Source organism: Herbaspirillum sp. RV1423 (assembly GCF_000577615.1).
Taxonomy (GTDB): Bacteria; Pseudomonadota; Gammaproteobacteria; order Burkholderiales; family Burkholderiaceae_D; genus Herbaspirillum.
This window is the reverse complement of the sequence record NZ_CBXX010000008.1, coordinates 159018-182763: the sequence shown is the minus strand read 5'-3', so window position 1 is coordinate 182763 and position 23746 is coordinate 159018. Positions and strand designations below refer to the sequence as shown.

At 59.6% G+C, this 23746-nt stretch carries 18 protein-coding genes and 1 pseudogene; 8 read left to right on the top strand and 11 right to left on the bottom strand.

Annotation, left to right across the window (positions count from 1 at the left end; genetic code table 11):
- Together RV1423_RS30375 and RV1423_RS11110 are read left to right on the top strand one after the other, a co-directional pair.
- Window positions 1-675: pseudogene (locus RV1423_RS30375) on the top strand (OmpA family protein); the annotation flags it as partial.
- A gap of 100 nt (window positions 676-775) precedes the next feature.
- Entirely contained in the window at window positions 776-2833 is a 2058-nt protein-coding gene (locus RV1423_RS11110; RefSeq protein WP_034296465.1) for a sensor histidine kinase, read from the top strand.
- A 74-nt stretch (window positions 2834-2907) separates the two neighbouring features.
- Here the strand turns inward: RV1423_RS11110 and RV1423_RS11105 are convergent, their stop codons facing one another.
- The 6 genes from RV1423_RS11105 to RV1423_RS11080 form a co-directional block, all read right to left on the bottom strand.
- The gene (locus RV1423_RS11105) at window positions 2908-3579 is read right to left on the bottom strand and encodes a GntR family transcriptional regulator (RefSeq protein WP_034296462.1); all 672 of its coding nucleotides are present in this window, start codon (window positions 3577-3579) and stop codon (window positions 2908-2910) included.
- 103 nt (window positions 3580-3682) lie between these two features.
- The gene (locus tag RV1423_RS11100) at window positions 3683-4957 is read right to left on the bottom strand and encodes an amidase (RefSeq protein WP_034296524.1); all 1275 of its coding nucleotides are present in this window, start codon (window positions 4955-4957) and stop codon (window positions 3683-3685) included.
- 126 nt (window positions 4958-5083) lie between these two features.
- Entirely contained in the window at window positions 5084-6058 is a 975-nt protein-coding gene (locus RV1423_RS11095; protein WP_034296460.1) for an ABC transporter substrate-binding protein, read from the bottom strand.
- Entirely contained in the window at window positions 6055-6816 is a 762-nt protein-coding gene (locus tag RV1423_RS11090) for an ABC transporter permease (RefSeq protein WP_051516630.1), read from the bottom strand. Before RV1423_RS11090 ends, RV1423_RS11095 begins: the two co-directional genes overlap by 4 nt.
- Before the next feature lie 17 nt (window positions 6817-6833).
- A complete protein-coding gene (locus RV1423_RS11085; protein ID WP_034296521.1) occupies window positions 6834-7625 on the bottom strand; it encodes an ABC transporter ATP-binding protein in 792 nt (263 codons plus the stop codon).
- A gap of 470 nt (window positions 7626-8095) precedes the next feature.
- Window positions 8096-8821 carry a DUF4088 family protein gene (locus RV1423_RS11080; protein WP_034296455.1) on the bottom strand — a complete coding sequence of 242 codons (726 nt, stop codon included), beginning with the start codon at window positions 8819-8821 and terminating at the stop codon, window positions 8096-8098.
- 808 nt (window positions 8822-9629) lie between these two features.
- Here RV1423_RS11080 and RV1423_RS11075 point away from each other — a divergent pair.
- The 4 genes from RV1423_RS11075 to RV1423_RS11060 all read left to right on the top strand — a co-directional run bounded on the left by RV1423_RS11075 (window position 9630) and on the right by RV1423_RS11060 (window position 14544).
- Window positions 9630-11390: a methyl-accepting chemotaxis protein gene (locus RV1423_RS11075; RefSeq protein WP_034296453.1), complete on the top strand. Its 1761-nt coding sequence runs from the start codon at window positions 9630-9632 to the stop codon at window positions 11388-11390.
- 208 nt (window positions 11391-11598) lie between these two features.
- A complete protein-coding gene (locus tag RV1423_RS11070) occupies window positions 11599-12360 on the top strand; it encodes a gluconate 2-dehydrogenase subunit 3 family protein (RefSeq protein WP_034296451.1) in 762 nt (253 codons plus the stop codon).
- Between the two features lie 9 nt (window positions 12361-12369).
- On the top strand, window positions 12370-14130 hold the full coding sequence (locus tag RV1423_RS11065) for a GMC family oxidoreductase (RefSeq protein WP_034296448.1): 1761 nt from the start codon (window positions 12370-12372) through the stop codon (window positions 14128-14130).
- A gap of 33 nt (window positions 14131-14163) precedes the next feature.
- Window positions 14164-14544, top strand: a complete 381-nt coding sequence (locus tag RV1423_RS11060; RefSeq protein WP_034296445.1) for a cytochrome c family protein — start codon at window positions 14164-14166, stop codon at window positions 14542-14544.
- A gap of 147 nt (window positions 14545-14691) precedes the next feature.
- On the opposite strand, the gene RV1423_RS11055 is transcribed toward RV1423_RS11060, so the two are convergent.
- Window positions 14692-16050: a hypothetical protein gene (locus tag RV1423_RS11055; RefSeq protein ID WP_155835086.1), complete on the bottom strand. Its 1359-nt coding sequence runs from the start codon at window positions 16048-16050 to the stop codon at window positions 14692-14694.
- Window positions 16051-16305: 255 nt separating this feature from the next.
- Here RV1423_RS11055 and ilvD point away from each other — a divergent pair, with 255 nt between their 5' ends.
- A complete protein-coding gene (gene ilvD, locus RV1423_RS11050; protein ID WP_034296440.1) occupies window positions 16306-18168 on the top strand; it encodes a dihydroxy-acid dehydratase in 1863 nt (620 codons plus the stop codon).
- A gap of 91 nt (window positions 18169-18259) precedes the next feature.
- Here the strand turns inward: ilvD and RV1423_RS11045 are convergent, their stop codons facing one another.
- Genes RV1423_RS11045 through RV1423_RS11035 form a run of 3 tightly spaced genes read right to left on the bottom strand, consistent with a single transcriptional unit; the run spans window position 18260 to window position 21565 of the window.
- Window positions 18260-19303, bottom strand: a complete 1044-nt coding sequence (locus RV1423_RS11045) for a carbon-nitrogen hydrolase family protein (RefSeq protein WP_034296437.1) — start codon at window positions 19301-19303, stop codon at window positions 18260-18262.
- A gap of 45 nt (window positions 19304-19348) precedes the next feature.
- Window positions 19349-21235, bottom strand: a complete 1887-nt coding sequence (locus RV1423_RS11040) for a cation acetate symporter (protein WP_034296435.1) — start codon at window positions 21233-21235, stop codon at window positions 19349-19351.
- Window positions 21236-21268: 33 nt separating this feature from the next.
- Window positions 21269-21565: a DUF485 domain-containing protein gene (locus RV1423_RS11035; RefSeq protein WP_051516629.1), complete on the bottom strand. Its 297-nt coding sequence runs from the start codon at window positions 21563-21565 to the stop codon at window positions 21269-21271.
- Between the two features lie 272 nt (window positions 21566-21837).
- On the opposite strand from RV1423_RS11035, the gene RV1423_RS11030 reads away from it, so the two are divergent.
- Window positions 21838-22782 carry a LysR family transcriptional regulator gene (locus RV1423_RS11030; protein ID WP_231502194.1) on the top strand — a complete coding sequence of 315 codons (945 nt, stop codon included), beginning with the start codon at window positions 21838-21840 and terminating at the stop codon, window positions 22780-22782.
- 84 nt (window positions 22783-22866) lie between these two features.
- Here the strand turns inward: RV1423_RS11030 and RV1423_RS11025 are convergent, their stop codons facing one another.
- Complete coding sequence (locus RV1423_RS11025) at window positions 22867-23655, bottom strand: alpha/beta fold hydrolase (protein ID WP_034296430.1); 789 nt, start codon at window positions 23653-23655, stop codon at window positions 22867-22869.
- Window positions 23656-23746 lie beyond the last annotated feature (91 nt).

Below are 23746 nucleotides of genomic sequence, written 5' to 3'. Positions count from 1 at the left end.
GACAACAACCGCCGCACCTGGTTGTGGAAAAATTCGGCGCAGTACCAGCTCAGCGCGGCATGGCGCCTGCTCGGCAAGTTCAACCTGTCGCGTAGCTCCAATACGCAGGGCGCGTTCTACGACGGCGACTACACCGAAGCGGTGATGGGCGCGGCCTATCGTCCGGTCGACAACGATCGCTGGAACACCTTGTTCAAGTACACCTACTTTTACAACCTGCCGTCCGCGGGCCAGGTCGACAGCACAGGCCTGAACGCCAGCGGCACCTCGACCGGCAGCGCGCTCGACTATACGCAAAAGAGCCATGTGTTCAATATCGACACCACCTACGACGTGCTGCCGTGGCTCTCGGTCGGCGCCAAGTACGGCATGCGCCTGGGCCAGTTGCGCATGTCCAAGACCCAGGGCGACTGGTTCTCCAGCCGCGCCGACCTGTGGGTGTTGCGCGCCGACCTGCATCTGGTGAAGGAATGGGACGCCCTGATCGAAGCGCGTCGCCTGCGCGCGCAGGATGCCGGCGACGCCCGCTCGGGTTACCTGGTCGGCCTCTACCGGCACGTCACCGAGCACGTAAAGATGGGTGTCGGCTACAATTTCACCAATTTTTCGGATGACCTGACCGACTTGTCGTATCGCAGCCGGGGCTGGTTCCTGAATGCGCTGGCGACGTTCTGAACGAACATAGTCCGGATGCCGTCGCGGCACGCCGCCCTTCCTCGCGAAGGACGGCGTGCCGTTTTTTTGTTGTCAACCCGACTCGGTCGAACTGAACCCCATGCCGGCTGCCGTACGATTCCTGCTGTCGTTGCTGATGTCGTTCCTGGCGTGGACGCTGCCGGTCGCATGCGGGTCCGCCGGGGCTGCGTCGGCGCAGGCGCCGATGCGGACGCTGTTCCTCGATCACGGCCGGGAAGACCTGCGGGGCCACGTATCGGTGCTGATCGACGCCACCAAGTCGCTGAAATTCCGCGATGTCTCGGATGCCGCGCACCGCCGCGATTTCACCCATCTCGACAGCGATCTGAACGCCGGTTTGCTGGACGCCACCGTCTGGCTGCGCTTCGAGGTGCAGCGTGCGCCCCGGCGCGGCCAGGAATGGTGGCTGGAAGTGCAGCCCAACACCATCGAACGCGCGGTGCTCTATGTTCCCGACTTCGACGGCAACTACAGCGCATACGTTTCCGGCAGCGCCATACCGTTCTCGCAGCGCGACCTGCGCTATCGCAATCCGATGTTCAAGCTGCATGTCTGGAGTACGCGGCCGCAGGTGTTTTACCTGAAGGTGAAAACGCGCGGCAGTGTCGCTCCACGCCTGACGTTGTGGCAACCGGCCGAATTCCTCGATGCGGTCGGCCGCGAACAGACGGCGTTCGGGCTTTACCTCGGCGTCTACGCCATGCTGGTGCTGGCCAGTTTCTGGTTCGAGCGGGCGTTGCGCGATGGCGTGTACCGCAGTTTCGGCGTTTATGTCTTCTGCTGCATGCTGCTGATGCTGGGCGATACCGGCCTGTTGTTCCAGTACGCATTTCCCGAACATCCGTTATGGGCCAGGACGGCGTTCGGATTGATCATCGCGTTCAGCCTGTATGCCTGCGTCGATTTCCTGTTCCGCTTTCTCGACATGCCGCGGCGCTATCCGCGCCTGACGCGCCGGTATCTCGGGGCCGTCGGAATATTCTCGCTGCTGGTGGCCGCCGGCGTGCTCATCGCCGGTTATGTCGAAACGATACGCGTGCTGTCCGTGGCGCTGACCTTTTTCGTGGCGCCGCTGACCTTCGCCCTGCTGGTCAAGCCGGCTTTGGACAGCGTCCAGGAAGTCCGCTATGCGTTCCTGATCACGGGCGTGCTGATGTTTGTCGGCCTGATGGTGCAGTTCCTGCTGCGGCTGGGGTACATCGAACGCAACTGGATCACGGAATACTCCGCCGTCATCGCGTCGCTGGTTTTTTTTCTGATCATTTATTACGCCATCAGCCGCCGTTATTACGCGATGCGCGCGGCCAAGGACGCCGCCCAGAAGAAACTCCTCGAGATATCCCATCGAACCGAAATGCAGTTGGAGCAGCAAGTCGCGGCGCGCACCGAAGATCTGCAGCAGGCCATGGCGACGGTGGAGCATGCGCTGGCGCAGGAGCGGGCCGCCTATGAAGAACAGCGGCAATTCATCGCCACGGTCTCGCACGAACTGCGCACGCCGCTGGCGGTGATCGACGCCACGGCCCAGAACCTGACGCGCGATGTCGGCCAGGCATCGGCCAAGGCGCTGATGCGCCTGGAGAAGATCCGCCAGGCGTCGGAAAGGTTGTCGTCGCTGTTCGACATTTACCTGAGCAGCAACCGTCTCGACGTGCTTTCGCGGGGGACGGCGCCGACCGATGTCAGCCTGCTGCCGCTATTGGAAGACGCGATCGCGGCCGCCCAGCCGCTGGCCGACAGGCATCGCTTCATCCTCGAGCAGGAAGGTATGCCCTCGCGCATCTGGTCGGATCCAGATCTGTTGCGGCTGGTGTTGCGCACGCTGGCCGACAATGCGGTCAAATACACGCCGTCGGGCAGCACGGTCAGGTTGCGCGCGGCGATGCAGGAGGACGGCTGGCGCATCGAGATCGCCGACGACGGCCCCGGCATTCCTGAAGATGAACAGGGCTTGATCTTCGAGCGCTTCTTCCGCGGCCGCGCCGCCAGCGGCAATCCGGGCAGCGGCCTCGGCCTGGCGCTGGCGCGGCGGCTGGTGGAAATGCTGGGCGGCACCTTGATCCTGGACACGCAGATCCGGCAGGGCGCGACTTTCCGCATCTGGCTGCCGGACCCCTCGAGAGTATCCGAGGCGTGATTTCGCGCGAAGCGACGCCGACCCAACCGCTGCGGGTTCGGCAAGGCGTATTTGCGGTTCGGCCTGCTCTTATCTTATCTGGCCGGCGTTCTCAATTGCAGGGTCTCTTCGTCGACGGAATCCTGAATCGCCGCCAGCGTCTGTTCCAGATGCTGCTTGACGATCTTTTCGACCTGCTTGCCGTTCTTCTTCGTGTAACCGTCGAGGATCATGCCGTGCTCATCGTTGTCGGCTTGCAGGATCTGGGGATGGATGAATATCGAGAGCGACACATAAGGCTCGGCCACCACCAGCAGGTTTTTCACGATGTCGTAAAGTCGTGAATCCTCTTCGCTCTTCATCAGCCTGAGGTGGAATTCCCGGTTCAGCGACGACCAGCGATGCGGATCGTCGGAAGCGCACATCTCTTCGTGGATTGCGCGCGCGGCCTGCAATGCCTCGGGCGAGATCGAGCTGACGGCTTTCTTCGCCAGCAGCGGTTCCAGCGCAATGCGCAGTTCGTAGATCTCGGCCACATCCTTCACGGTGAGACCCTTGACGACGACACCCTTGTTGGCGTCGATCGAAACCAGGCCTTCCGAGCGCAAGCCCCGGAACGCCTCTCTCACCGGCGTGGTGCTGACGTCGAAACGTCTGGCGACTTCGTCCTGCCGCAGTTTGTCTCCGGGCTGGTATTTTCCGGACAATATGTCGTTTCTCAGCAGGCTGAGAACGTATTGTTCGATTGTTTTAAAGGCTTTCGGCATGCGCGAATTATAGAACTCATTTCATCAACAGCGTGAGTGCGAGCGAGCCCTGTCCGGGTTGATCGCCTGCGCCGGCCGGTTTGGCCGGTGCAGGGCGGAGACCTCAGGATGCCGTGAACGTCAGCGACGGCGCCCTGATCGAAGGCAGGACGTTGCTGAACCACTGGCCGATGTTCAGAAGCGCCAGATCCTCGTTGGCGCGTCCGATCAGTTGCACGCCGAACGGCAGGAAGGCCGTCGATATGCCCGACGGGACCGTCACGGCAGGCAAGCCGAGCAGCGTCGCCGGCGCACAAAAAGAGGCGTCGCCGGTTTTTTCCAGCCCCTTGAGCGCCGTCGTGGGGGAGGTGATCGTCATGATGGCGTCCAGATTCCGCAAAGGCGCGTCGCGTGTTGCGCGCGCCTGCTTGATCTGTCCGATCAGATTCGCATAGTCGTCGTCGCTTACCGTCTCGCCGCGTTTCACCAGTTCCCGCGTATACGGTCCGGCCAGTTCGCCGGCGTCCTTGATGTCGCCGTACAGGCTTTGCCGGGCTTCATAGGCCAGGATGCCGTTCGTCAGCGCATTGATGTCGCGGATATCCATGCCGAGATCGACGTCCACGCATTCCACGCCGCAGAACTCCAGCCGGCGCACCGTCGCGTCGAAGTTCTGCTGCACTTCGCTGTCCACATGCGCCCATTGCGACGAACGGTAGATACCGATCCTGCGCGGCTTTTCCCCGCGCGCGAAAGCGTCGGCGGATACATCGAAGGGGCGGTCTTGCACGACGATCGCGTGGCACACGGCGGCCCAATGGAAACTGGAGGTGATGAAGCCCAGGTGATCCAGGGTCGGTGCGAGCGGATGCACGCCCTCGGTGGGAATGCGTCCATAAGTGGGTTTGTAGCCCACCGCGCCGCAATAGGATGCCGGCCTGATGACCGAGCCGACGGTCTGCGTTCCCAGTGCGATATCGACGATGCCGGCGCCGACGGCGGCGGCCGAACCGCTCGACGATCCGCCCGGACTGTGCGCCGGGTTCCACGGGTTGACGGTGGCGCCCGGATCGCGCCAGGCGAATTCGGTCGTGACCGTTTTCCCGAATATCACCGCGCCGGCTTCGCGCAGCTTGTTGACGATCCATGCGTCTTTCCGGGGCTGATGTCCCTGGAAGATCTTCGATCCGTAGGCGGTCGGCATGTCCGCGGTGTCGATGAGATCCTTGACCGCGACCGGGACGCCGCGAAGTGCGCCGTCGCTGCCGATGTCGTTACCGGACGGATAGCTTGCGGGACGGCAGGTGAACGCCTTCAGTTGTCCGTCGATGCTGTCCGCCGTCGCAATCGCCAGGTCCAGGCGGGTGGATGTCGTCTCTTTGGTGTTTTGTCTGGTCATGTTCTGCTCTTCAAAATAAGCGGCCTTCATAAGATACCCCGTTCCGGGATGGCGGCAGGATCGCCGCCCCCGCCGCGGGCGACAGGCCGGATTCAATGACGCGACCCGGCCTGTCCCATGCAAGTCTTAGGGCTTGGCGCTCGCCTTTTCGGCGAAGCTGTTGTCGACTGCGCTGTCGTAGGTCACTTCGCCCTGCTTGATATTACCGATATACACCTGCAGATCCAGGCCGCTTTGGAAAGCCTGCCTGGAAATGGACGGCGTCGCCGGATAGATTTTCTGATCCAGCAAGCGCTTCACTGCAGCTTCCACCACGTTCTTCTCAAGCGAAGGGAATTCCTGCACGGCCACGCGATATGCCGTTTCCGGCGAGCTTCGCATGAGCTTCTCGGCATCGGCCATGGCGCTGACGAAGCTCTGCACCATCTGCGGCCGCTTCTGGATGGTCGATTTCAGGGTGTCGATGGTCGAGAAGGCGTATACGCCATCGTACTGCTTGGCAAAGTCGTACACGATCTTGAATCCGCTCGCCAGCGCCTGCTCCACCTGCGGCTGATACAGAACGGCCGCCGCCGCGCGACCGGCGGTGACGGGCGACAGTTCGGTGCCGATTGCCACCGTGTTCAGCTTCACGTTCGACAAGCCTTTGTCCTTCAGCAGCTTTTGCAGCAGGTAAGTGCTGGTGGACGGCGGCAGCGCGACCGAGAGGGTCTGATCCTTGAGATCGTCGATCGACTTGATCGGCGAATTCGGCGGCGCCACCATCCACACCGGAACGCCGGAGACCACCATCGCCACGTTGACCAGCGACGCGCCCTTCAGATTGGCGAGCACGGCCGTCATCGGATCCTGCAGCGAGAAATCCGCGTGGCCGCCGATCACCGCGGCCACGCCCTGGGCGCCGCCGCCTGCCGTCACCTTCTGCACCTCAAGGCCATGCTTGGTGAAAATGCCTTCGTCCATCGCCACATACAGCGGCAGATACTGGATCGATTGAAAGGCCTGGTAGATCACCGCCTTCTCCGCCGCGAAACTGCTCGGGGCGGCAAGGCAGGACGCTGCGATCAATGCGGAACCGAGCAGGCTCCGGACGTACTTCATTGTTCTACTTTCCATGAAACGACCCTTTCTTCTATTAGTTGGACAACCCACGTGAGAACTGCCGCCATCAAAGTCAGGATAATGACTCCGAGCCAGACACTGTTGAGATCGAAAAGCGAACCGGCCACGAACACCGCATGTCCCAATCCGTTTTCGGACGCGATGAATTCGCCCACCACCGCGCCGATCAGGGCGAAGCCGATGTTGATCCGGAAGATGGAGAAGATCCACGGAATCGACGCCGGTACGATCAGTTTCCTGAAGATCATCGCCCGCTGGGCTTTGAACGATTTGAAGAGATTCAGCAGATCCCGGTCCACTTCCTGGGCCGCGGCGCAGGAAGAGATCATGGCGACCGCGAACGTCGAAATGCCGGCCAGCCAGATCTTGGAAATCATGCCCGAGCCGAACCAGATGATGATGAGCGGGCCGAGCGCGATCTTGGGAATGCTGTTGAGCAGGATGGAAAACTGTTCGACGATGTCCGAGGTGCGCGGATAAAACCACAGCACCAGTCCCAGAACGATGCCCAGGCCGCTGCCGACCACCAGTCCGAGCAGGGTCTCGAACAGGGTGACCCAGGTGTCATAGAGGAGTTGTCCTTTGGTGACGCCGATCACCGCGGAGTGATAGATGCCGAGCGGCGATCCGAGCAATTGTCCGTTGATCAGGTTGGCTTGCGCCGCCATTTGCCAGAGGATGACCAGGGTAACCAGGATGGTGGTCACGATCATGGTGGCGCCGTTATTCTTTTTCATGGGATACCTTTCTCCGATCAGATGCCGGCGTGGGCGACATCGCTGGCGCGCAACGCATTCCAGATTTCCTTGTGGAACAGCGGGAATTCCGGCGCGCCGCGTGCGGTCACCGCGTCGCGTTCGCCATCGACCGAAAGGATGATTTTTTCCTCACGCGTAATCTTGGCCGGACGTCCGCCCAGCACGACGATGCGGTTGCTCATCGCAATCGCTTCATCGATATCGTGCGTGACGAGGATGACGCTGGTGCGATCGGTGCGCGTCAGGCTGATGACATCGTTTTCCAGCATCAGCCGGGTTTCGTAATCGAGCGCGGAAAACGGCTCATCGAGCAGCACCACGGTCGGATTGGCGAGCAGCGTCCGGGTCAGCGCGACGCGTTGCTTCATGCCGCCGGAGAGGGAGTGGGGATAGGCGTCGGCGACGGATTCCAGGCCGTAACGGCCCAGCATCGCTTTGGCGCGCACACGGTCGGCATCGGTCACGGTGCGATGCAGCTCGATGCCGAGCACGGCGTTTTCCAGGATCGTCCGCCACGGCAGCAGCAGGTCCTTCTGCAGCATGTAGGCAATGCTGCCGGGCGTGCCGTCTTCCCTCGGCCCCAATGAAATCTTGCCGGCGCTGGGCGTCAGCAGGCCGGAAATCAGGTTGAACAGCGTACTTTTCCCCGCGCCGCTGCGGCCGACGATGGCGACGATTTCGGCCTCGCCGACAGTGAAGTTCAGATTCTGGAAAATCCGGATCTCTTCGCCGTTCGACTTGATGAACGCGTGACTGAGGTTGTTGACTTCAAGGCGGTTCTCCAACATTTGCTCCATAAAAGGTGGCGACGTTGCCGTCGGCAGATGGATTGGAAATATTGTCTTTTGTTAACTATGCATAATGCATAATGCATTGCAATAAGCAGAAGGCATGCCAGGCCCCCGGCCAATGAAGCCAGGGAGAGGGGAAAGCGGGGCGGGCGCTTCGTCGAGGCGGGATTGGCGGCCGCAGGTCCGGCCGGGTCAGCGCGCCGTCAACCGGCGGCGACGCGCACAGAATGCGTGCGGATGGCGCCGTGCTCCCAAAGATGGAGCGCGGTCGCGTTGCGTCGGCGCGATTACGGGGAAGAAGTTTCCGGCTGGGGCGGGAACCGGAGAAGGTGGCGGAGCCGAGCGGCTATGCCGCGACCAGTCTCCGGATGACAAAGCTGACAAGCCCGGAAGCTGTCGTCGGCAATTCCCGCCTGGAAGATGGCGTGCGTGCGCGGCGCACCTTGTTGCTGATCAGGCCGGAGGGGTTACGCAAAAACGCTGCGCCACCAGGCAATGGCGCGGTCGATGAATCCGAGTTCTTCTTCCGGAAACAGATAGGGCTTTTTCGCGCGGAGTTGGTTCAGTATTTCCAGTCTTTCCTCTTCCTTGACCGTACCGTAGGCAATTCCCAGTCTCAGGAGGCTGCGCAGCGCCCCCAGTTTTTCCTGGGCGACCGCTCCTCTGGCGTGTTCGATAGCTATCTTGGTGTCGTGCAATTGTTGCGCCAGCGAATGCGCGAGTCGCCACGCCGGCGTCCTCAGCTTTTCCTCGACCGTCGAGATGCTGACCGCGGAAGATTTGATCTGTGCCGCCAGTATGTCGATCTGGGATTCATCGCCCTTGGCCTGTTTGACGATGGCGGCGGCCCACGCCTTGGATGCCGCAGACAATTCTTCCGAGGTCCAGTCGTGGCGCACGGCGATATGGAAGCCGTAGTTCGACGCCTGCGAAATCAGGATCGCGACAACGTCGGGGAAATCCTTGTCGAGCGCACGTTTTGCCCACGCATACTGACCTGACAGCATCAGATGCTGCACAGCTTCCTCGGTCAGGAAGGTTGAGTTGTCGGATAATTTCGCCAACAAAAAACTGTCGAAGGAGGGGGAAAGAAATCCCGAGTCGCATTTCAGCGATAAACGGACAAAGTTTTTGAAATCGCGCTCCAGCGAGTCGAATACTTCGTCTTTGAGATTGAGATTGATCTTTTTCATGTTCCTCTCCGAGGTGGGGGGGGCTGCTGGTATTGTGAAATCGACAGATTTTGTCGTTGCACGAAATTGTAATGGTGAATCGATTATTCATCGATGTCAGTCATTTTCGCTCGCACTGGCCTGAGCGAGGATTGAATGATCTCGGATATTCATTGACGGCGAAAATCGACGGAACTTTACCTTGGGCAATCTTCCTGTCTGGATGAGGGACCTGCTCATGAATGCGTTCCAGCTATTTCACTCACCGGAATCTCTTGATTTCATAAGTCTCGTTGGCGCGGCGCAAGTGTAAAGTTGTCGCCTTATTCCCGCTATGCAATAGCATGTTCATCGCCTGGAAATAACTGATGAAAAATGTGGGGTAACTCAGGAATTGTTTTGCATGCCGACGTGATTCGGCTCCTCATCGCGTTACCATTTAGAACTCATTTCATCAATAGGCGTGAGATGAGTTCTGGTGGTTGACGCGGCACCTGGTCGTTTGCGCAAAGAACTATTTGTTGTCTTTAAGGAAAGAGCGATCTGTCGAAGTGTAAATTTTTTTCAATTTACAAAAAAATTACTTCAGAACATCATTTTCTCTGCCGTTAATCAGCTACTGAAAATGCTTTTGGCTTCCAGATGCGGACAGACATCGGTTCGTTTGTCTTGCGCACGGCGATATCGACAAGAAATCATCAGCGCGCGACGTGATTCGGCATAGGAAAATTTTCATTGATGAATGCTTGCCAGGAAGAGCAGCTCCCGAGGAAGCAATAACAGTCAATAACAGTCAATAACAATCGCTCTCATTCTAAGAAATCTCACGATGAAAATATTTAAACTCACAATCAAGTCGCGCCTGGCGGTGGCTATGGCCATCCTGTCGGTTCTGCTTCTCGCCATCGGCCTGACCGGTTTGTTCGGCATGTCCACGGTGGTGAAGATCAATCGCGAGCTGTATCAGGTGCGCATGCCGAAAACCGTTGCCGCCGATAACACCTTGCTGTGGGTCGGCCGCCAGCGCACTTCGCTGGATCAGGCTGCGCTGACCACAGACCCGGCATGGGCTCAGCAGATGTACAAGACCGAAGCCGACGTCGGTAAGCAGGCGTTGGAATGGTGGGCGAAATATGCCGCTCTGCCGCAGAGCGAGCGGGCCAAGAAACTGGTGCAGGACGTGACCGATGGCCTGACGAAGACCGAGAAGGCTGTCGATGAATTCCGTGACGCGATCAAGGGCGGCGATCGTCAGCAGATTTCCGACAAGGCGCGCGTGCTGGGCACGGTGTACACCGCGATGCAAAAGAGCGGTACCTTGCTCAACGAATATGAAACCGATGCAGCGCGCCAGAATTATGAGGATTCGCTGAACCGCTACGAAAACTTCCGCATGATTTCCATCGCCGCCGTGGTGATAGGGCTGTTGATTGCGGGTTATAGCTGGTTTTCCCTGCGCCGCGCAATCTCGCGCCCGATCGAGCAGGCGCTCAAGCATTTCGACGATATTGCCGAGGGTGATCTGACACATCGCGTGCACGTGCAGTCGACCGATGAAATGGGCCATTTGCTGACCGGTTTGTCGAAAATGCAGGACAACCTGATCAAGACGGTTTCGACGGTCCGCACGGGCAGCGAGGCCATTGCAACGGCAACCAAGCAAATCAGCGCCGGCAACCTCGATCTGTCGTCCCGCACCGAACAGCAGGCGGCATCGCTGGAAGAAACCGCTTCCAGCATGGATGAGCTGACCAGCACCGTGAAGCACAATGCCGACAACGCGCGCCAGGCGTCGACGCTGGCCGTCAATGCATCGCAGATTGCCAGCGCCGGCAACGATGTCGTCAGCCGCGTCGTCACGACCATGGACGAAATCAAGGATAGCTCCACCAAGATTACCGAGATCGTCGGCATCATCGACGGCATTGCTTTCCAGACCAACATCCTGGCGCTTAACGCGGCAGTGGAAGCAGCGCGGGCCGGCGAGCAGGGCCGTGGTTTCGCGGTGGTGGCCAGCGAGGTGCGCGCTTTGGCGCAACGTTCTTCGAGTGCGGCCAAGGAGATCAAGGACCTGATCATGTTGTCGGTGGATCGCGTGCAAACCGGTTCTTCACTGGCGGGCCAGGCCGGCGAGACCATGAGCGAAATCATCGGCGCGGTGCAACGCGTGACCGACATCATGGGTGAAATCTCTTCGGCGTCCACTGAACAAAGTTCCGGTATCGATCAGGTCTCGCGCGCAGTCACGCATATGGACGAAGCGACGCAACAGAATGCCGCGCTGGTCGAAGAAGCCAGCGCTGCCGCCCAATCGCTTGAACAGCAGGCGTTGGCGCTGAAGGATGCCGTCTCCATCTTCAAGATCGCCGAGGAACACCAGGGCCGCCAGTCGTACGCGGCGCCGGCATCTTCTCGTCCGGTAAGCAAAGCGCCGATCAAGGCGCAGGTCAAGGCGCAGGTCAAGGCACGCGAGCCGAAAGCCATCACCCCGCTGAAGGTTCCTGCCACGGCGCCGGCGCTAGCCTCCGCAAAACCGGCGATCGGCAAGCCGCCTGCAGCCTCGTCGAGCGACGAATGGGAAACGTTCTGATTCCTCAGACGCCGCCTCGCCCACCACGCTTCATCGCGTAACAACACCATTCATGGCCGGAGAAACGGAAACATTTCTCCGGTCGGCTGCCGCATGTCTGGCGTCGGCGCCACGAAATCGGAATTCGCTACGGCGGAACAAAACAGGCGTTCGCATCAGGCTTGCGCCCGCAAACGACAATCTCACCCACTTACACAAGGAGGCATAGATGAGTGACGACACAACCCAACCCCCGGCACGACGGCACTTTTTGCGACAAGTCATCAGCGTCGCCGGAACGGCTTCGCTTTCTTCCCCGCTCGCTATCGGCGCCGGCGCCGGTGCGGCAGCGGCGGCAACCGGTGCGGTCGCTGCAGATGCGCCCGCAGCGGCAGCGGTTCCAGGGCTGAGCGGCTATGCAAGTTTCAGCGCCGATGAAGCCGCCTTCACGGAAACCATGGTCAATGTCATGTGTCCGGCCGACCAGTTCACCCCCAACGGCGTCGATTGCGGCCTGGCGATTTTCATCGACAGGCAATTGAGCGGAGCCTATGGAAAAGGCGCGGGGCGTTACATGAATGGTCCCTGGACGCAAGGCAAGCCGCAACTCGGATTGCAGTTGCCGCTGACGCCTGAGCAGTTCTTCAAGGCCGGCGTGGAAGCCGCCAATCGCCAGGCGGAAAAAAAATTCGGCAAGACCTTCGACCAGTTGACGCCGGCCGACGCCGATGCCTTCCTCGCCGCCATTGCCGACGGCAAGATCGTCGACGACGAGATCCCGCTGGCTTCCTGGTTCAACGAACTGGTCTATCCGTTGTTCACGCAGGCCTGTTACGCCGACCCGCTTTATGGCGGCAACAACAACAAGGTGTTCTGGAAGATGATTGGCTACCCCGGCTTGCCGGCGACGCATACGCTCGACATGGTCAACTACCGAGGCAAGCCGTTCCCCGGCGCGAAAGATCCCAAATCCATCCTCGATTTCAGCTAAGGACAGCTCATGATAAAGAAACTGGAAAAGCGGACGGTCGTGATCGTCGGCGGCGGGCTCACTGCGGGCCTGATTTCGCGTCAATTGACGGCGCAGGGGATCGACGTGCTGGTATTGGAGCGCGGCGGCGACCACACCAGCGGCGCCGAAGCAAAACTGCCGTCCCAACGCGACGAATTGCGCTGGGACGTGCGCCAGGGCCTGGTGCAGAAATGGAATGTGCAGACTTATACGCTGCGCCACTCGCGCGCCGATGCATCGCTGCCGGTACGCTGGATGGAGGCTTTCCTGCCCGGAGAAGGCATGGGCGGCGCGGCCAATCACTGGAACGGCCACACCTGGCGCTGGGCTGAGTATGACCCGACCTTGCGCACGCACTACACCAACCGTTACGGCGCCAAGGCGATTCCCTCGAATGTGCCGCTGCAGGACTGGGGCGTGACGTACAAGCAGATGGAACCGTATCACGATCTGTTCGAAAAACTGTTCGGCATTTCCGGCACCGCCGGCAACGTCAACGGCAAGATCCAGCCGGGCGGCAATCCGTTCGAAGCGCCGCGCCGCGGCGAGTATCCGCAAAAGCCGCTGGAGATCACCGAAGCCGGTTCGGTCTTCAAGCAGACGGCCGAGAAGATGGGCTACCACCCATTCCCGACGCCGGCGGCCAACTCTTCCGGCGTGTACACCAACCCGGACAACCAGAAGCTCGGCCAATGCCAGTATTGCGGCCACTGCGAACGTTTCATCTGCGAGGCCCAGGCGAAGGCGTCGCCGGAAGTCTTGCTGTACCCGATGCTCAAGCAACGCAAGGGTTTCGAGTTGCGTCTGAACAGCCACGTGCTGGGCGTGAACTACGACCGCAAAGCCAAGCGCGTCACCGGCGTGCGCTATCTCGACCTGCGCACCGGCCAGGAGTATGAGCAACCGGCGGACGTGGTGGTGCTGGGCGCATTCACGATGACCAACAACAAGATTCTTTTGCTCGACAAGATCGGCACGCCGTACGATCCGCAGACCGGCAAAGGCGTGGTCGGCCGTAACTTCTGCTATCAGACCACGTCGGCGGTGAACGTCTTCATGAAGGATCGCTGGACCAATCCTTTCCTGTCCACCGGCAGCACCGGCACGGTGATTGACGATTTCAACAACGACAATTTCGACCACACCGGACTGGGCTTCCTCGGCGGCGGCATGATCAGCGCCAACATGTTCAGCGGCCGGCCTATCGTGGCGCGTCGCCTGCCGCCGGGTACGCCGCGCTGGGGCACCAAGTGGAAGCAGGCCAACGTCGACTGGTATGCCCATTCGTTCGGCATGTCGATCCAGGGAAGCTGCTATCCGCATACGGAGAACTTCCTCGATCTCGACCCGGTATACAAGGATGCCTACGGCCAGCCTCTGGTGCGCATGACCTTCGACTGGCGCGACAACGAGATGAAGATGTCGGCCTACGTGACCAAGAAGATGGAAGACATCGCCAAGGCAATGGGCGCCGACATCGTCGGTCCGGCTGCGCCGCGCAAGAGTCCGTTCGACACGCGCATGTACCAGACCACGCATATCACGGGCGGTACGCCGATGGGCATGGATCCATCGACCAGCGTGGTTTCTCCGCATTTGCAGCACTGGGATGCGCAGAACCTGTTCGTGGTGGGCGCATCGGTGTTCCAGCACAACTCGGGCTACAACCCGACCGGTCCGCTGGCAGCGCTGGCGCTGCGGCTGGGCGACGATCTGGTGCAATACGTGCAGCGTCCGCGCATGCTGTGATGAACGAAACGGATTTTTTTCAGGAGTAAACAGATGGAATATAGTCGTCGCGCGGCGCTGGCAGCCGCGCTCACCTTGTCCGGTTTGTCGCTGTCGCTGACGCCGGCGATGGCGCAGGACGTCAACGCCGGCAAGCAGGTCTTTGCACAATGCGCCGCCTGCCACACCGCCACCGCCGTCAACGGCGTCGGGCCCGGATTGCTGGGTATTGTCGGCCGCAAGTCGGCGGCGTCGCCCGGCTTCCGCTACAGTCCGGCGTTCAAGCGCGCCAATCTGACGTGGGATGAAAAAAGTCTCGATGCCTACGTCGCCGATCCGCAAAAAGTCGTGCCCGGCAATCTCATGCCGTTCTCCGGCATCGCCGACGCAAAACAACGCGCCGATCTGATTGCGTATCTGAAGACGGTGAAGTAAGCGATATAGCTGGTTTCGTCCGGGCTTGTTCCAGTGTGGACAAGCCCGGAGCCGTGTGCGCCCGCATGCAGGACCGTGCCTCATCTCAGATGGCTGCTATCGGCAACCGCTTCCGCCGGAAATCACGACCGGCTCTTGCCGCGCAATTCAGTCGTCGTCCTTGCTTTCATTTCGTCCGAGCTGATCCATTTCTTCATGTTCTTCAACCAACTCGTCGAAGATCGCCTCCGCAACCGTGTACGTCAAATATTTGGCATAGGAGTCGACGGCCTTGCTTGTGGCATTGGCTTTCTCTTGTGGCGTCATCTTTGCGTCGTTATCGATTTTGGTGATTTCATCGCCGGTCCACTCATAATAAAGCGCCGCTTGCGGCATTTCTCTATCTTTATATGCGGCGTCCAATGCCTGCCTGCCGAGCTCCCGCTGGCCGCTGTGTCTTTGAAGAAACGCTTTAATGTAGGACTGGAACACATCCGTACTTGGTCCCAGATTGTCGATCGTCTTTTCGAACTCCCATTTTTCTCTCTTGTAAGACGATCCTTCAGCGACCGCGGAAATCTCGTGCGTCGTCGTGCCGACTTCGATGTTGTATTTGCTCTTATACTTTTCGGCTATGGCGCCTCCCGGACTCTTGCTCCACGCTTCAGGAATCTTGAACGGCGTCGCTGTTTTCTTGCCGCCGGGGCGATAGGATTGACCGGCGTTTTTCAGATCTGAGGGAATGGCGACCGGCGTGCCCACCTTCTTGCCTACGCCCCATGCGCATGTGAACGTTGCCGTCCCCGCGTCATCGTCTCTGGCGGTGACGTCAACATGGTAGGTGACCATGTGCGATGTCTTTTCGTCGAGCGCGGAAACATCGGAAGATGTCGGGGCGACACTGGTGCCAGTGCCAGTGCCAGTGCCAGTGCCAGTGCCGCTCGCCGGCGTAGTCGCCGAACCCGCGGAAGCTTTGGGCGGGCCGGAAAACAAGGCATCCTTCACCTTTTGTTCGACTTGAATGGAGTGCTGCTGATTCGCCTGTCCTGAAATCGGAAACAGATTATAGGGAAGCGCCGGTCCTCCAAGATCGTGATTCAACAGATGGCCGCGAATGACGCGCGTCTTGGATTTCTTTTTCAGGGAATCCATCCACTTCCACTGGGGGCCGGTCGCCTGTCCTTTGACGGGGTCGTCGAGATGCAAGGTGGCTTCCATTTTTGTGCCGACTTCGGCTTTCTTCTTGGTCTCGGTCTTGTCGTCCAGGTCGACGTAGTCATAAGGCCCGGAGGTGAACTTGATTTCGGTCTTGTTGAGTTTTCCTTTTACCGTCTCGACCTTGGCTTGCAAAACCGGCTTGGCGATGCTGCTTCCGGGAGGGCGCAGCGCGCGCGTCTGGATGGCGCCGATGAGCGGCTGCTGTTGCTTGAACGCAGGCCTGTTGTCGACAAATCCGGTCGGCGTCGCGGTCGTGCGGTCGTCAACGGATATGGCCGGTACGGCATTCTTTTTGTCATTGATTTGCATGTCGCCGCCACCCTCGCCAATGTCAGTCAGCACTGCTGCACACCGTGCAGCGCCTCAGTATGCCGCCGTTGCCGACCATGGCGCAAGTGGTCGGCCGCTTCCGTCGCCATGGCGGCGCAGCAAGCATATCGGTGGGCATAAGCTGTGATATTCAATGCGAATTAAAAGGCATTGAATAATATATTGGACAACTTGTCGCGCTAACGGCACTCTTGCGCTCTTATTTTGTTCGTCGTTACTGAGGAGACACCCACCATGCCAGCCTACCGTTCCCACACTACCACCCAAGGTCGCAACATGGCCGGAGCCCGTGCGCTGTGGCGCGCCACCGGCATGAAGGACGGCGACTTCGACAAGCCGATCGTTGCCGTGGTGAACTCGTTCACGCAGTTCGTGCCCGGCCATGTGCACCTCAAGGATCTGGGCCAACTGGTGGCGCGCGAGATCGAGGCGGCCGGCGGCGTGGCCAAGGAATTCAACACCATCGCCGTCGACGACGGCATCGCCATGGGGCACGGCGGCATGCTGTACTCGCTGCCGTCGCGCGACCTGATCGCCGATTCGGTCGAATATATGGTCAACGCACACTGCGCGGACGCCATGGTCTGCATCTCGAACTGCGACAAGATCACCCCGGGCATGCTGATGGCCGCGATGCGGCTGAACATCCCGGTGGTGTTCGTGTCCGGCGGCCCGATGGAGGCCGGCAAGGTTGTCAAGGTGGTCAACAGCGACAAGAAGATCATCAAGCTGGACCTGGTGGACGCCATGATCCAGGCCGGCGACAGCAACATCTCGGATGCCGATGTCGCTGAAGTCGAGCGTTCCGCGTGTCCGACCTGCGGTTCGTGCTCCGGCATGTTCACCGCAAACTCGATGAACTGCCTGACCGAAGTGCTGGGTCTGTCGCTGCCGGGCAACGGCACCATCGTCGCCACCCACGCCGACCGCAAGGAATTGTTTCTGAGCGCGGGCCGCCTGATCGTCGAACTGGCCAAGCGCCACTACGAGCAGGACGATTATTCGATCCTGCCGCGCAGCATCGCCACCAAGGCCGCGTTTGAAAACGCCATGACGCTGGACGTCGCCATGGGCGGCTCGACCAACACCGTGCTGCACTTGCTGGCGGCGGCGCATGAGGCGCAAGTCGAATTCACCATGGCCGACATCGACCGCATTTCGCGCAAGGTGCCGTGCCTGTGCAAGGTGGCTCCGATGACCAACAAGTATCACATCGAAGACGTACACCGCGCCGGCGGCATCATCGCCATCCTCGGCGAACTGTCGCGCGCCGGTTTGCTGGACACCTCGCTGCCGACGGTGCACAGCAAGTCGCTGGAAGAAGCGATCAGGAAATACGACATCCGCATCAGCAGCGATGCTGCCGTCCACAAGCTGTTCCGCGCCGCGCCGGGCGGCGTGCCGACGCAGGTGGCTTTCTCGCAGTCTGAACGCTATGCAGAGAACGATCTGGATCGCAGCGCGGGTTGCATCCGCGACCGCGAGCACGCGTATTCGCAGGACGGCGGCCTGGCGGTCCTGTACGGCAACATCGCCGAAAAGGGTTGCATCGTGAAGACGGCCGGCGTGGATGAGAGCATCCTCAAGTTCTCCGGCAAGGCGCGCGTGTTCGAGAGCCAGGATGCGGCGGTGGAAGGCATTCTCGGCGATACCGTGCATGCCGGCGATGTCGTCATCATCCGTTACGAAGGTCCGAAGGGCGGTCCGGGCATGCAGGAAATGTTGTACCCGACTTCGTACATCAAATCGAAGGGCCTCGGCAAGGCATGCGCCTTGTTCACGGACGGCCGCTTCTCCGGCGGCTCTTCGGGCCTCGTGATCGGCCACGCCTCGCCGGAAGCGGCGGAGGGCGGAGCCATCGGCCTGGTGGAAGAGGGCGACGTGATCGACATCGACATCCCGGCGCGCACCATCAACCTGCGCGTCGCGGCCGAGCAACTGGTGCAACGCCGTACCGCAATGGAAGCACGCGGCCGCGATGCCTGGCAGCCGGTGAACCGCGCGCGCGTCGTTTCGCAGGCGCTGCAAGCCTACGCCGCGCTGACCACTTCCGCCGACCGCGGCGCAGTGCGCGATCTGTCGCAACTGAAGCGCTGATCCGGCGCAGAGTCCGTGTCCGGCCCTGGGGCATCCCGGGGCGGACACAGATTATTTCGCCGCGAGATGAGTTCTACACCTTGCGCAGATTTCAGGGCTGGGCAGCGCCAACCGCCGAACTGGCGATGGCGCCAAGAACCTCGTCGGAATCAAGGCCTTCAACATTTTCCCAGGTAATCGGCTTGATGCGCTTCCGATTGACAACAAGGTCAAATACGTCAAAACGGTTGTAATAACCGACGACGTCGTGAAACTGTTTCGGTTCGATGCAGGCAGACAGATCGAAAGTGGCATAGGCGATGCCTTCTTCGGTTTGCAACGAATCGCCGATCTGGCTCCCGGTTGGCGTGACGAACTGGGTTGCCGCCTTGGACGTCTTTTCCAGGAGGTCCGCCACTGAATTATCTTCGGCAGTCAGCATGTCGAATGCGGTCTTGTCCAGATAGCTTCCGCACAGGATGCCGTATGCCTTGGCTTCGAACGAATGTGCGCCGGCCCGGATGCGGTTGGCCGCCACATTGTCGAAATTCTCGCCCGTCGCCGGCTTCTTGGTCGGCCAGATCGGCGGCCAACTGGAAATGTGGATTTGCTCTCCCTGGGCAATGAGAGCGTAACGTGCGAGCGGGTTTGTGTTTTCACCGCAAATGAGGCCGCCAATCTTGCCGATGCGTGTATCCGCGACATGCAGCCCGGCGCCATCGCCGGGAGCCCAGACCATTTTTTCGTAGAAAGTCGGGACCAACTTGCGATGATGGTTGAGGATACTTCCATCGTCGCCGATCAACACATTGGAGTTCCAGATGCAGCCGACGCTCACACGGGTCGATTCACTGAAACCCATTGAGACAAACACTCGATGGCGAGCTGCGGCCGCACGGAGTTCAGCCATTTCGGGGCCGTCCACAAGCAAGCTGTTCGCAACCATTTTCTTGAACCATTCATGGTTGTAAATCGGCGCCCATAAGGCGGCCCAGACTGGAAATCCGGGGATGAAGGATTCGGGAAAGACGATAAGTTCCGCTCCGTTTGAGGCCGCCTCGCCGATTAAGGACAGCGCCTTCTGCAGCGTCGCCGCACTATCCATATAAACGGGCGCAACATGCATCGCTGCGACTTTGACCGTTGGGAGATTCATCAAATAATCCTTTCGTTTATCAACTGAAATCAAAAGACAACCGTTTTAGTGAGCGACGGCCTTTTCCACGCCGATGCCGGTTTCACGCCGTACGGCGAGCTCCTCCCAACGGGCTATCGCACGCTTGTCGGAGAACAGCAACGAGAAGACAAAGACCAGCAGGAATCCGACAGGAATCGAGATAAGGCCGGGGTTGCGCAACGAGACAAGCGGCGCCTTCAGTCCCACAAGACTGGTCGCGTTGTCGGGAATGCTTGCGGCCAATGCGGCGGCGGTTTCTTTTTCCGCGCGCAGCTTGTTCGTTTCTTCGACAGTCGCGGTTCCGGGATTTTTCCCGGCCTCGGCGATACGCGTGTTCAATGCTGCGACGTTGGCGATGGCGGCCTCCTTCTGCTGCAGCGGATACGTCATGTTCGGCGATACCAGGACCAACACGATCGCCAGCGACGTTCCGCCGATCACTCCTGCCAGCACGCCTGCCGTACTGCAGCGTTTCCAGTACAACGTCATCAACAGCGCCGGCAGATTCGCGGACGCGGCGACCGCATAACCCAGGCCGACCAGATGCGCAACGTTCTGACCTTTGGCGAGAATCCCGCAAACGACGCAAATCACGGCCATCATCAACGTTGCCACGCGGGCCGCCCGCACCTGTTCCTGTTCGGTTGCCCGGCCGTTGCGAATGGCGCCGACATAGACGTCGTGGGCCAGTGCGGACGCTGCCGCCAGCGTCAGGCCGGCCACGACAGCCACAATGGTTGCAAACGACACCGCCGCGACGAAGGCCAGCATGAAGTTGCCCGCCAGGCTATCTGCCCCGCCGCCCAAGAACTGCGCCAGCATCGGCGCCGCAAGGTTGCCGCCCTTGTCCAAGACGACGATGGCTTTGGCGCCGACATAGTGGGCGGCGGCAAAGCCGATAAACACGATCAAGAGATGGCATACGCCGATTGCCAGCATCGCCCAGAGGACGGAACTGCGCGCCGCCTTGGCGTCGGGAACGGTAAAAAAGCGCATCAGGATGTGCGGCATGGCGGCGGTGCCCAGCACCAGCGCCAGTCCCAGCGATATCTGTTCGAGAGGGTTCTTCAGATACAGTCCGGACTCCAGGAAGCGCTGTCCGGCTTCTTGCGTGCCCAGCGCATGGGAACCCTTGAGCAATATCTCGCTGACATACGATTGCAGAAGCGGGTTCTTCGTCAACGAAACAAAGAACCCGGAGACGTTGAATCCGAACGGCGCCCAAGACAGTATCACGAGCACAAAGCACGACGAAATCAACAATACGGCTTTGATGACCTGTACGGATGTCGTTGCCCGCATCCCGCCGAATACAACATAGGTGAGCATCAGAATGCCAACCGCCAAGACTGAGATTTCGTACGGAATGCCGATGAGGGCGCGAAGAATGACGGCCCCGCCGACAATCTGGGGGACCATGTAGAACACGGCAACGATGATGCTCGAAACAGCGGCTGCAACCTTGGTGCTGCGGAAGCTGTTGCGATAGGCAAGAACATCGCCGAGCGTGTAACGTCCGAGATTGCGGCAGGGCTCTGCCACCAGCAGCAGCACGGGAATGAACGCAACGAAGAAGCCGATAAGATAAGCAATGCCGTCGTAGCCGTACAGTGCGATCAATCCCGAAACGCCAAGAAACGCCGCGGCCGAAAGGTAATCGCCGGCTATCGCGAGGCCGTTCCGAATCGGCCCGATGCCGCCTCCCGCGGTATAGAAATCGGTTGCCGTGCGGTTCCGTTTGGCGGAAAGATAAGTGATGAACAACGTCGCGCCGAAGAAGATCGCGAAGACCGCGATGGTCATTCCTTGAAATTCGGTGCCGACTAGGACTTTGGTCTCCGCAAAGGCGCCGCCGGCGACCAGGGTAAGCGCCAGCGCCAGCACGCTTTTGATTTTCAGCAATGGACTCATGCCAATTCCTTTCAGCTTTTTTTAAGTGTCGATTCAGATCCGGCCAATTTCCTGGTCCAGCTTGCGCATGCTGATTGCGTACGCATAGGCAATAAGGCCGCCGATGGGGTACTGGAGCAGGGCGTAAGCCAGCCCCAGGTTGACGACGCCGAACAGACGGATGTGGAATATCGACGGATAGAAAGTCGTTATCGCGGGAATGGAAAAATAGAACAGTGCGCCAACGATGAAGAGCGTCGTGACCACGGTTCTGCGTTTGCGAGAAATTGCGTGAAATTGCGGATTCCGATACATGGCCGACCACGTATCCGGCGGATTGTCGCTGTGCATGAACGCCCCTCGGAAGATTGAATAAAGATAAAAATCCAACTGCCTGCGAGAATACGTACCCCGGCGACGCTTTTGTGGCGACAACGCTCAGACTCACTTGGCGAACCAAGGTTATCAGGCCATTTTGACAAAAAAAACTGGTGATTCCGCAATCGCCATTGCATTTTTGCAAGGCATGTTTTTTGCCATTTCAGTGCATATTTTGCTGCAAATGCACATTTATCGTGCTTGTTGTGAATGCGTTAGGCCGCGATATACTGAGTCGCCGGCATGTGACCGAACAACCCATTGCGAAATTGCAGATGAGCACAAAAATACCCAATTGGAACGATTTGCGTATCTTCCTCGAGGTCGCGCGTGCCGGCACTCTTTCCGGCGCCGCGGCAAAGTTGAGGGTGGACCATTCAACAATCAGCCGGCGCATTGCCCACCTGGAATCTGTCATTGATGCGCCGGTCTTCGAGCGCGACCATCAGGGATTCCACATCACGGCAAAGGGGCGCGAGTTACTGGCGCATGTCGAAACCATGGAGTCCGGGGCCCTGGCAATTGGGGAATCGTTGTCGGGAACGTCTCGTATTCCCTCCGGCCCGGTTCGCATTGCGACCATGGAGGGCATCGCTTCGCTGTATCTGTCGAGGAAATTCGTGGGTTTCAAAGACCTGTACCCGCTGATTCAGATTGAGCTTGTCACTTCCACCCAACTGGTCCATGTGAGCCAACGAGAGGCGGATATTTTTCTCAGCTTCTTTCCATCGGAAGGCAAAGGACTGGAAGTGGAGCCAGTGGGAGCGTTTCCTTTGCATTTATATGCGTCGGAGAGCTATCTCTCCCGCCACGGCATACCCGAGTCGATGCATGAACTCAGTCAGCATCAGTTTGTGTCCTATGTTGATGACCTGATTCAGCTCAATACCGTTCGTTGGCTGGAAGAGGCGATAAAGAACCCGCATGTGGTCTTTCATTCCTCAAGCATGATCGCGCAGTTGTTTGCCGCGGCCGAAGGCGGGGGCATCGTCATGCTGCCGGCGTTCTCGAACGCGGAACGATTCGGCCTGCGGCCGGTGCTGCTGGACGCGTTCGAAGTGAAACGAACCATATGGATGACGGTTCATCGCGAACGCTGTTTCATGCCGCGCATAAAGGCGGTTCAAAAATTCCTGAAAGACATCCTTGCGCGAGACTTTCCTTTGCCGCCAGGAATCCGGGGAAGTTGACCCGCCAACCATGAAAGTGCTCGGCAGCGTGCGCTGGCGGCCTCAAGCGCGCCAGCGGCACAGATGAGTCGTCATCGAATCTGCTTATTCAGCAGATTTCTCGATCGCTGAAACCAGATCGGGTACATCGGTCAGGAACGGTGTATGGCCGGTGTTGAGCGTGAACTCCAGGCGCACCGGCGTGGCGGCAACCATCTTTTGCTGCAAGTAAGGACTGACGACCTGATCCTGCGCGGTGTGGATGTAGACCTTGTCGACCTTGCCGAAACGTTGAGCGGTCAACTTCACCGGCGTGGCGATAGGCGCCAGCGGTTCATCGATGATCAGATCCGGCAATGCCTTGCGCAAACCTTCCGGCGCGCCGTTGGCGAACAGGTCGGCGCGGGAGGCGTAATTGACCGAGATCATGCCTTTGGCCTCATCGATCTGCAGCGCCGGGCCGGCTTTGCTGTCGCGATCCTGCTTGGCCAGCGACAACATCGATTCGCCATCCTGCGGCAGGTAGGCGGCCAGATACACGGCGGTCTTGACCTTGGCCGGAGCGGCTTCCGCCACTGCCGACACCGCGATGCCGCCAAAGCTATGGCCGACCAGCACCACCGGCTGCGATTCGCCATTGATCGCCTTGAGTACCGTGTCGCGATAAACGTCGCCGCTGACCAGGTTGGTCGCCATCGGTGCGCTCGGGCGGCCAGGCAGATCGATGTTGATGACGCGATAGCCGTCAGCCTGCAATTTGGCGCTGACGCCATCCCAGACATGCGCGTCTTCAAATGCGCCGTGGACGAGGGCGATAGCCGGCTTTTCTGCAGCCATTGCATGAACGCCGGTCAAGGCGGCGGAAGTCAGAACCAAAACGTTTAATGCTTTCATGTGATACTCCTAAAAGGGTTGATAAGATCGGGAACCACGGAGAAAATGATAGGACGCAGCGACATGACCAGCCATATCCAGGAGCCCGAAC

Coding starts and splice junctions, on each gene's coding strand:
- RV1423_RS11105 (WP_034296462.1), bottom strand. CDS start 3,579: ATGCCGAAAGCCTTTAAAACAATCGAACAATACGTTCTCAGCCTGCTG.
- RV1423_RS11060 (WP_034296445.1), top strand. CDS start 14,164: ATGGAATATAGTCGTCGCGCGGCGCTGGCAGCCGCGCTCACCTTGTCC.
- RV1423_RS11040 (WP_034296435.1), bottom strand. CDS start 21,235: ATGAGTCCATTGCTGAAAATCAAAAGCGTGCTGGCGCTGGCGCTTACC.
- RV1423_RS11045 (WP_034296437.1), bottom strand. CDS start 19,303: ATGAATCTCCCAACGGTCAAAGTCGCAGCGATGCATGTTGCGCCCGTT.
- RV1423_RS11080 (WP_034296455.1), bottom strand. CDS start 8,821: ATGAAAAAGATCAATCTCAATCTCAAAGACGAAGTATTCGACTCGCTG.
- RV1423_RS11100 (WP_034296524.1), bottom strand. CDS start 4,957: ATGACCAGACAAAACACCAAAGAGACGACATCCACCCGCCTGGACCTG.
- RV1423_RS11025 (WP_034296430.1), bottom strand. CDS start 23,655: ATGAAAGCATTAAACGTTTTGGTTCTGACTTCCGCCGCCTTGACCGGC.
- ilvD (WP_034296440.1), top strand. CDS start 16,306: ATGCCAGCCTACCGTTCCCACACTACCACCCAAGGTCGCAACATGGCC.
- RV1423_RS11090 (WP_051516630.1), bottom strand. CDS start 6,816: ATGAAAAAGAATAACGGCGCCACCATGATCGTGACCACCATCCTGGTT.
- RV1423_RS11085 (WP_034296521.1), bottom strand. CDS start 7,625: ATGTTGGAGAACCGCCTTGAAGTCAACAACCTCAGTCACGCGTTCATC.
- RV1423_RS11075 (WP_034296453.1), top strand. CDS start 9,630: ATGAAAATATTTAAACTCACAATCAAGTCGCGCCTGGCGGTGGCTATG.
- RV1423_RS11095 (WP_034296460.1), bottom strand. CDS start 6,058: ATGAAGTACGTCCGGAGCCTGCTCGGTTCCGCATTGATCGCAGCGTCC.
- RV1423_RS11070 (WP_034296451.1), top strand. CDS start 11,599: ATGAGTGACGACACAACCCAACCCCCGGCACGACGGCACTTTTTGCGA.
- RV1423_RS11055 (WP_155835086.1), bottom strand. CDS start 16,050: ATGCAAATCAATGACAAAAAGAATGCCGTACCGGCCATATCCGTTGAC.
- RV1423_RS11110 (WP_034296465.1), top strand. CDS start 776: ATGCCGGCTGCCGTACGATTCCTGCTGTCGTTGCTGATGTCGTTCCTG.
- RV1423_RS11035 (WP_051516629.1), bottom strand. CDS start 21,565: ATGCACAGCGACAATCCGCCGGATACGTGGTCGGCCATGTATCGGAAT.
- RV1423_RS11065 (WP_034296448.1), top strand. CDS start 12,370: ATGATAAAGAAACTGGAAAAGCGGACGGTCGTGATCGTCGGCGGCGGG.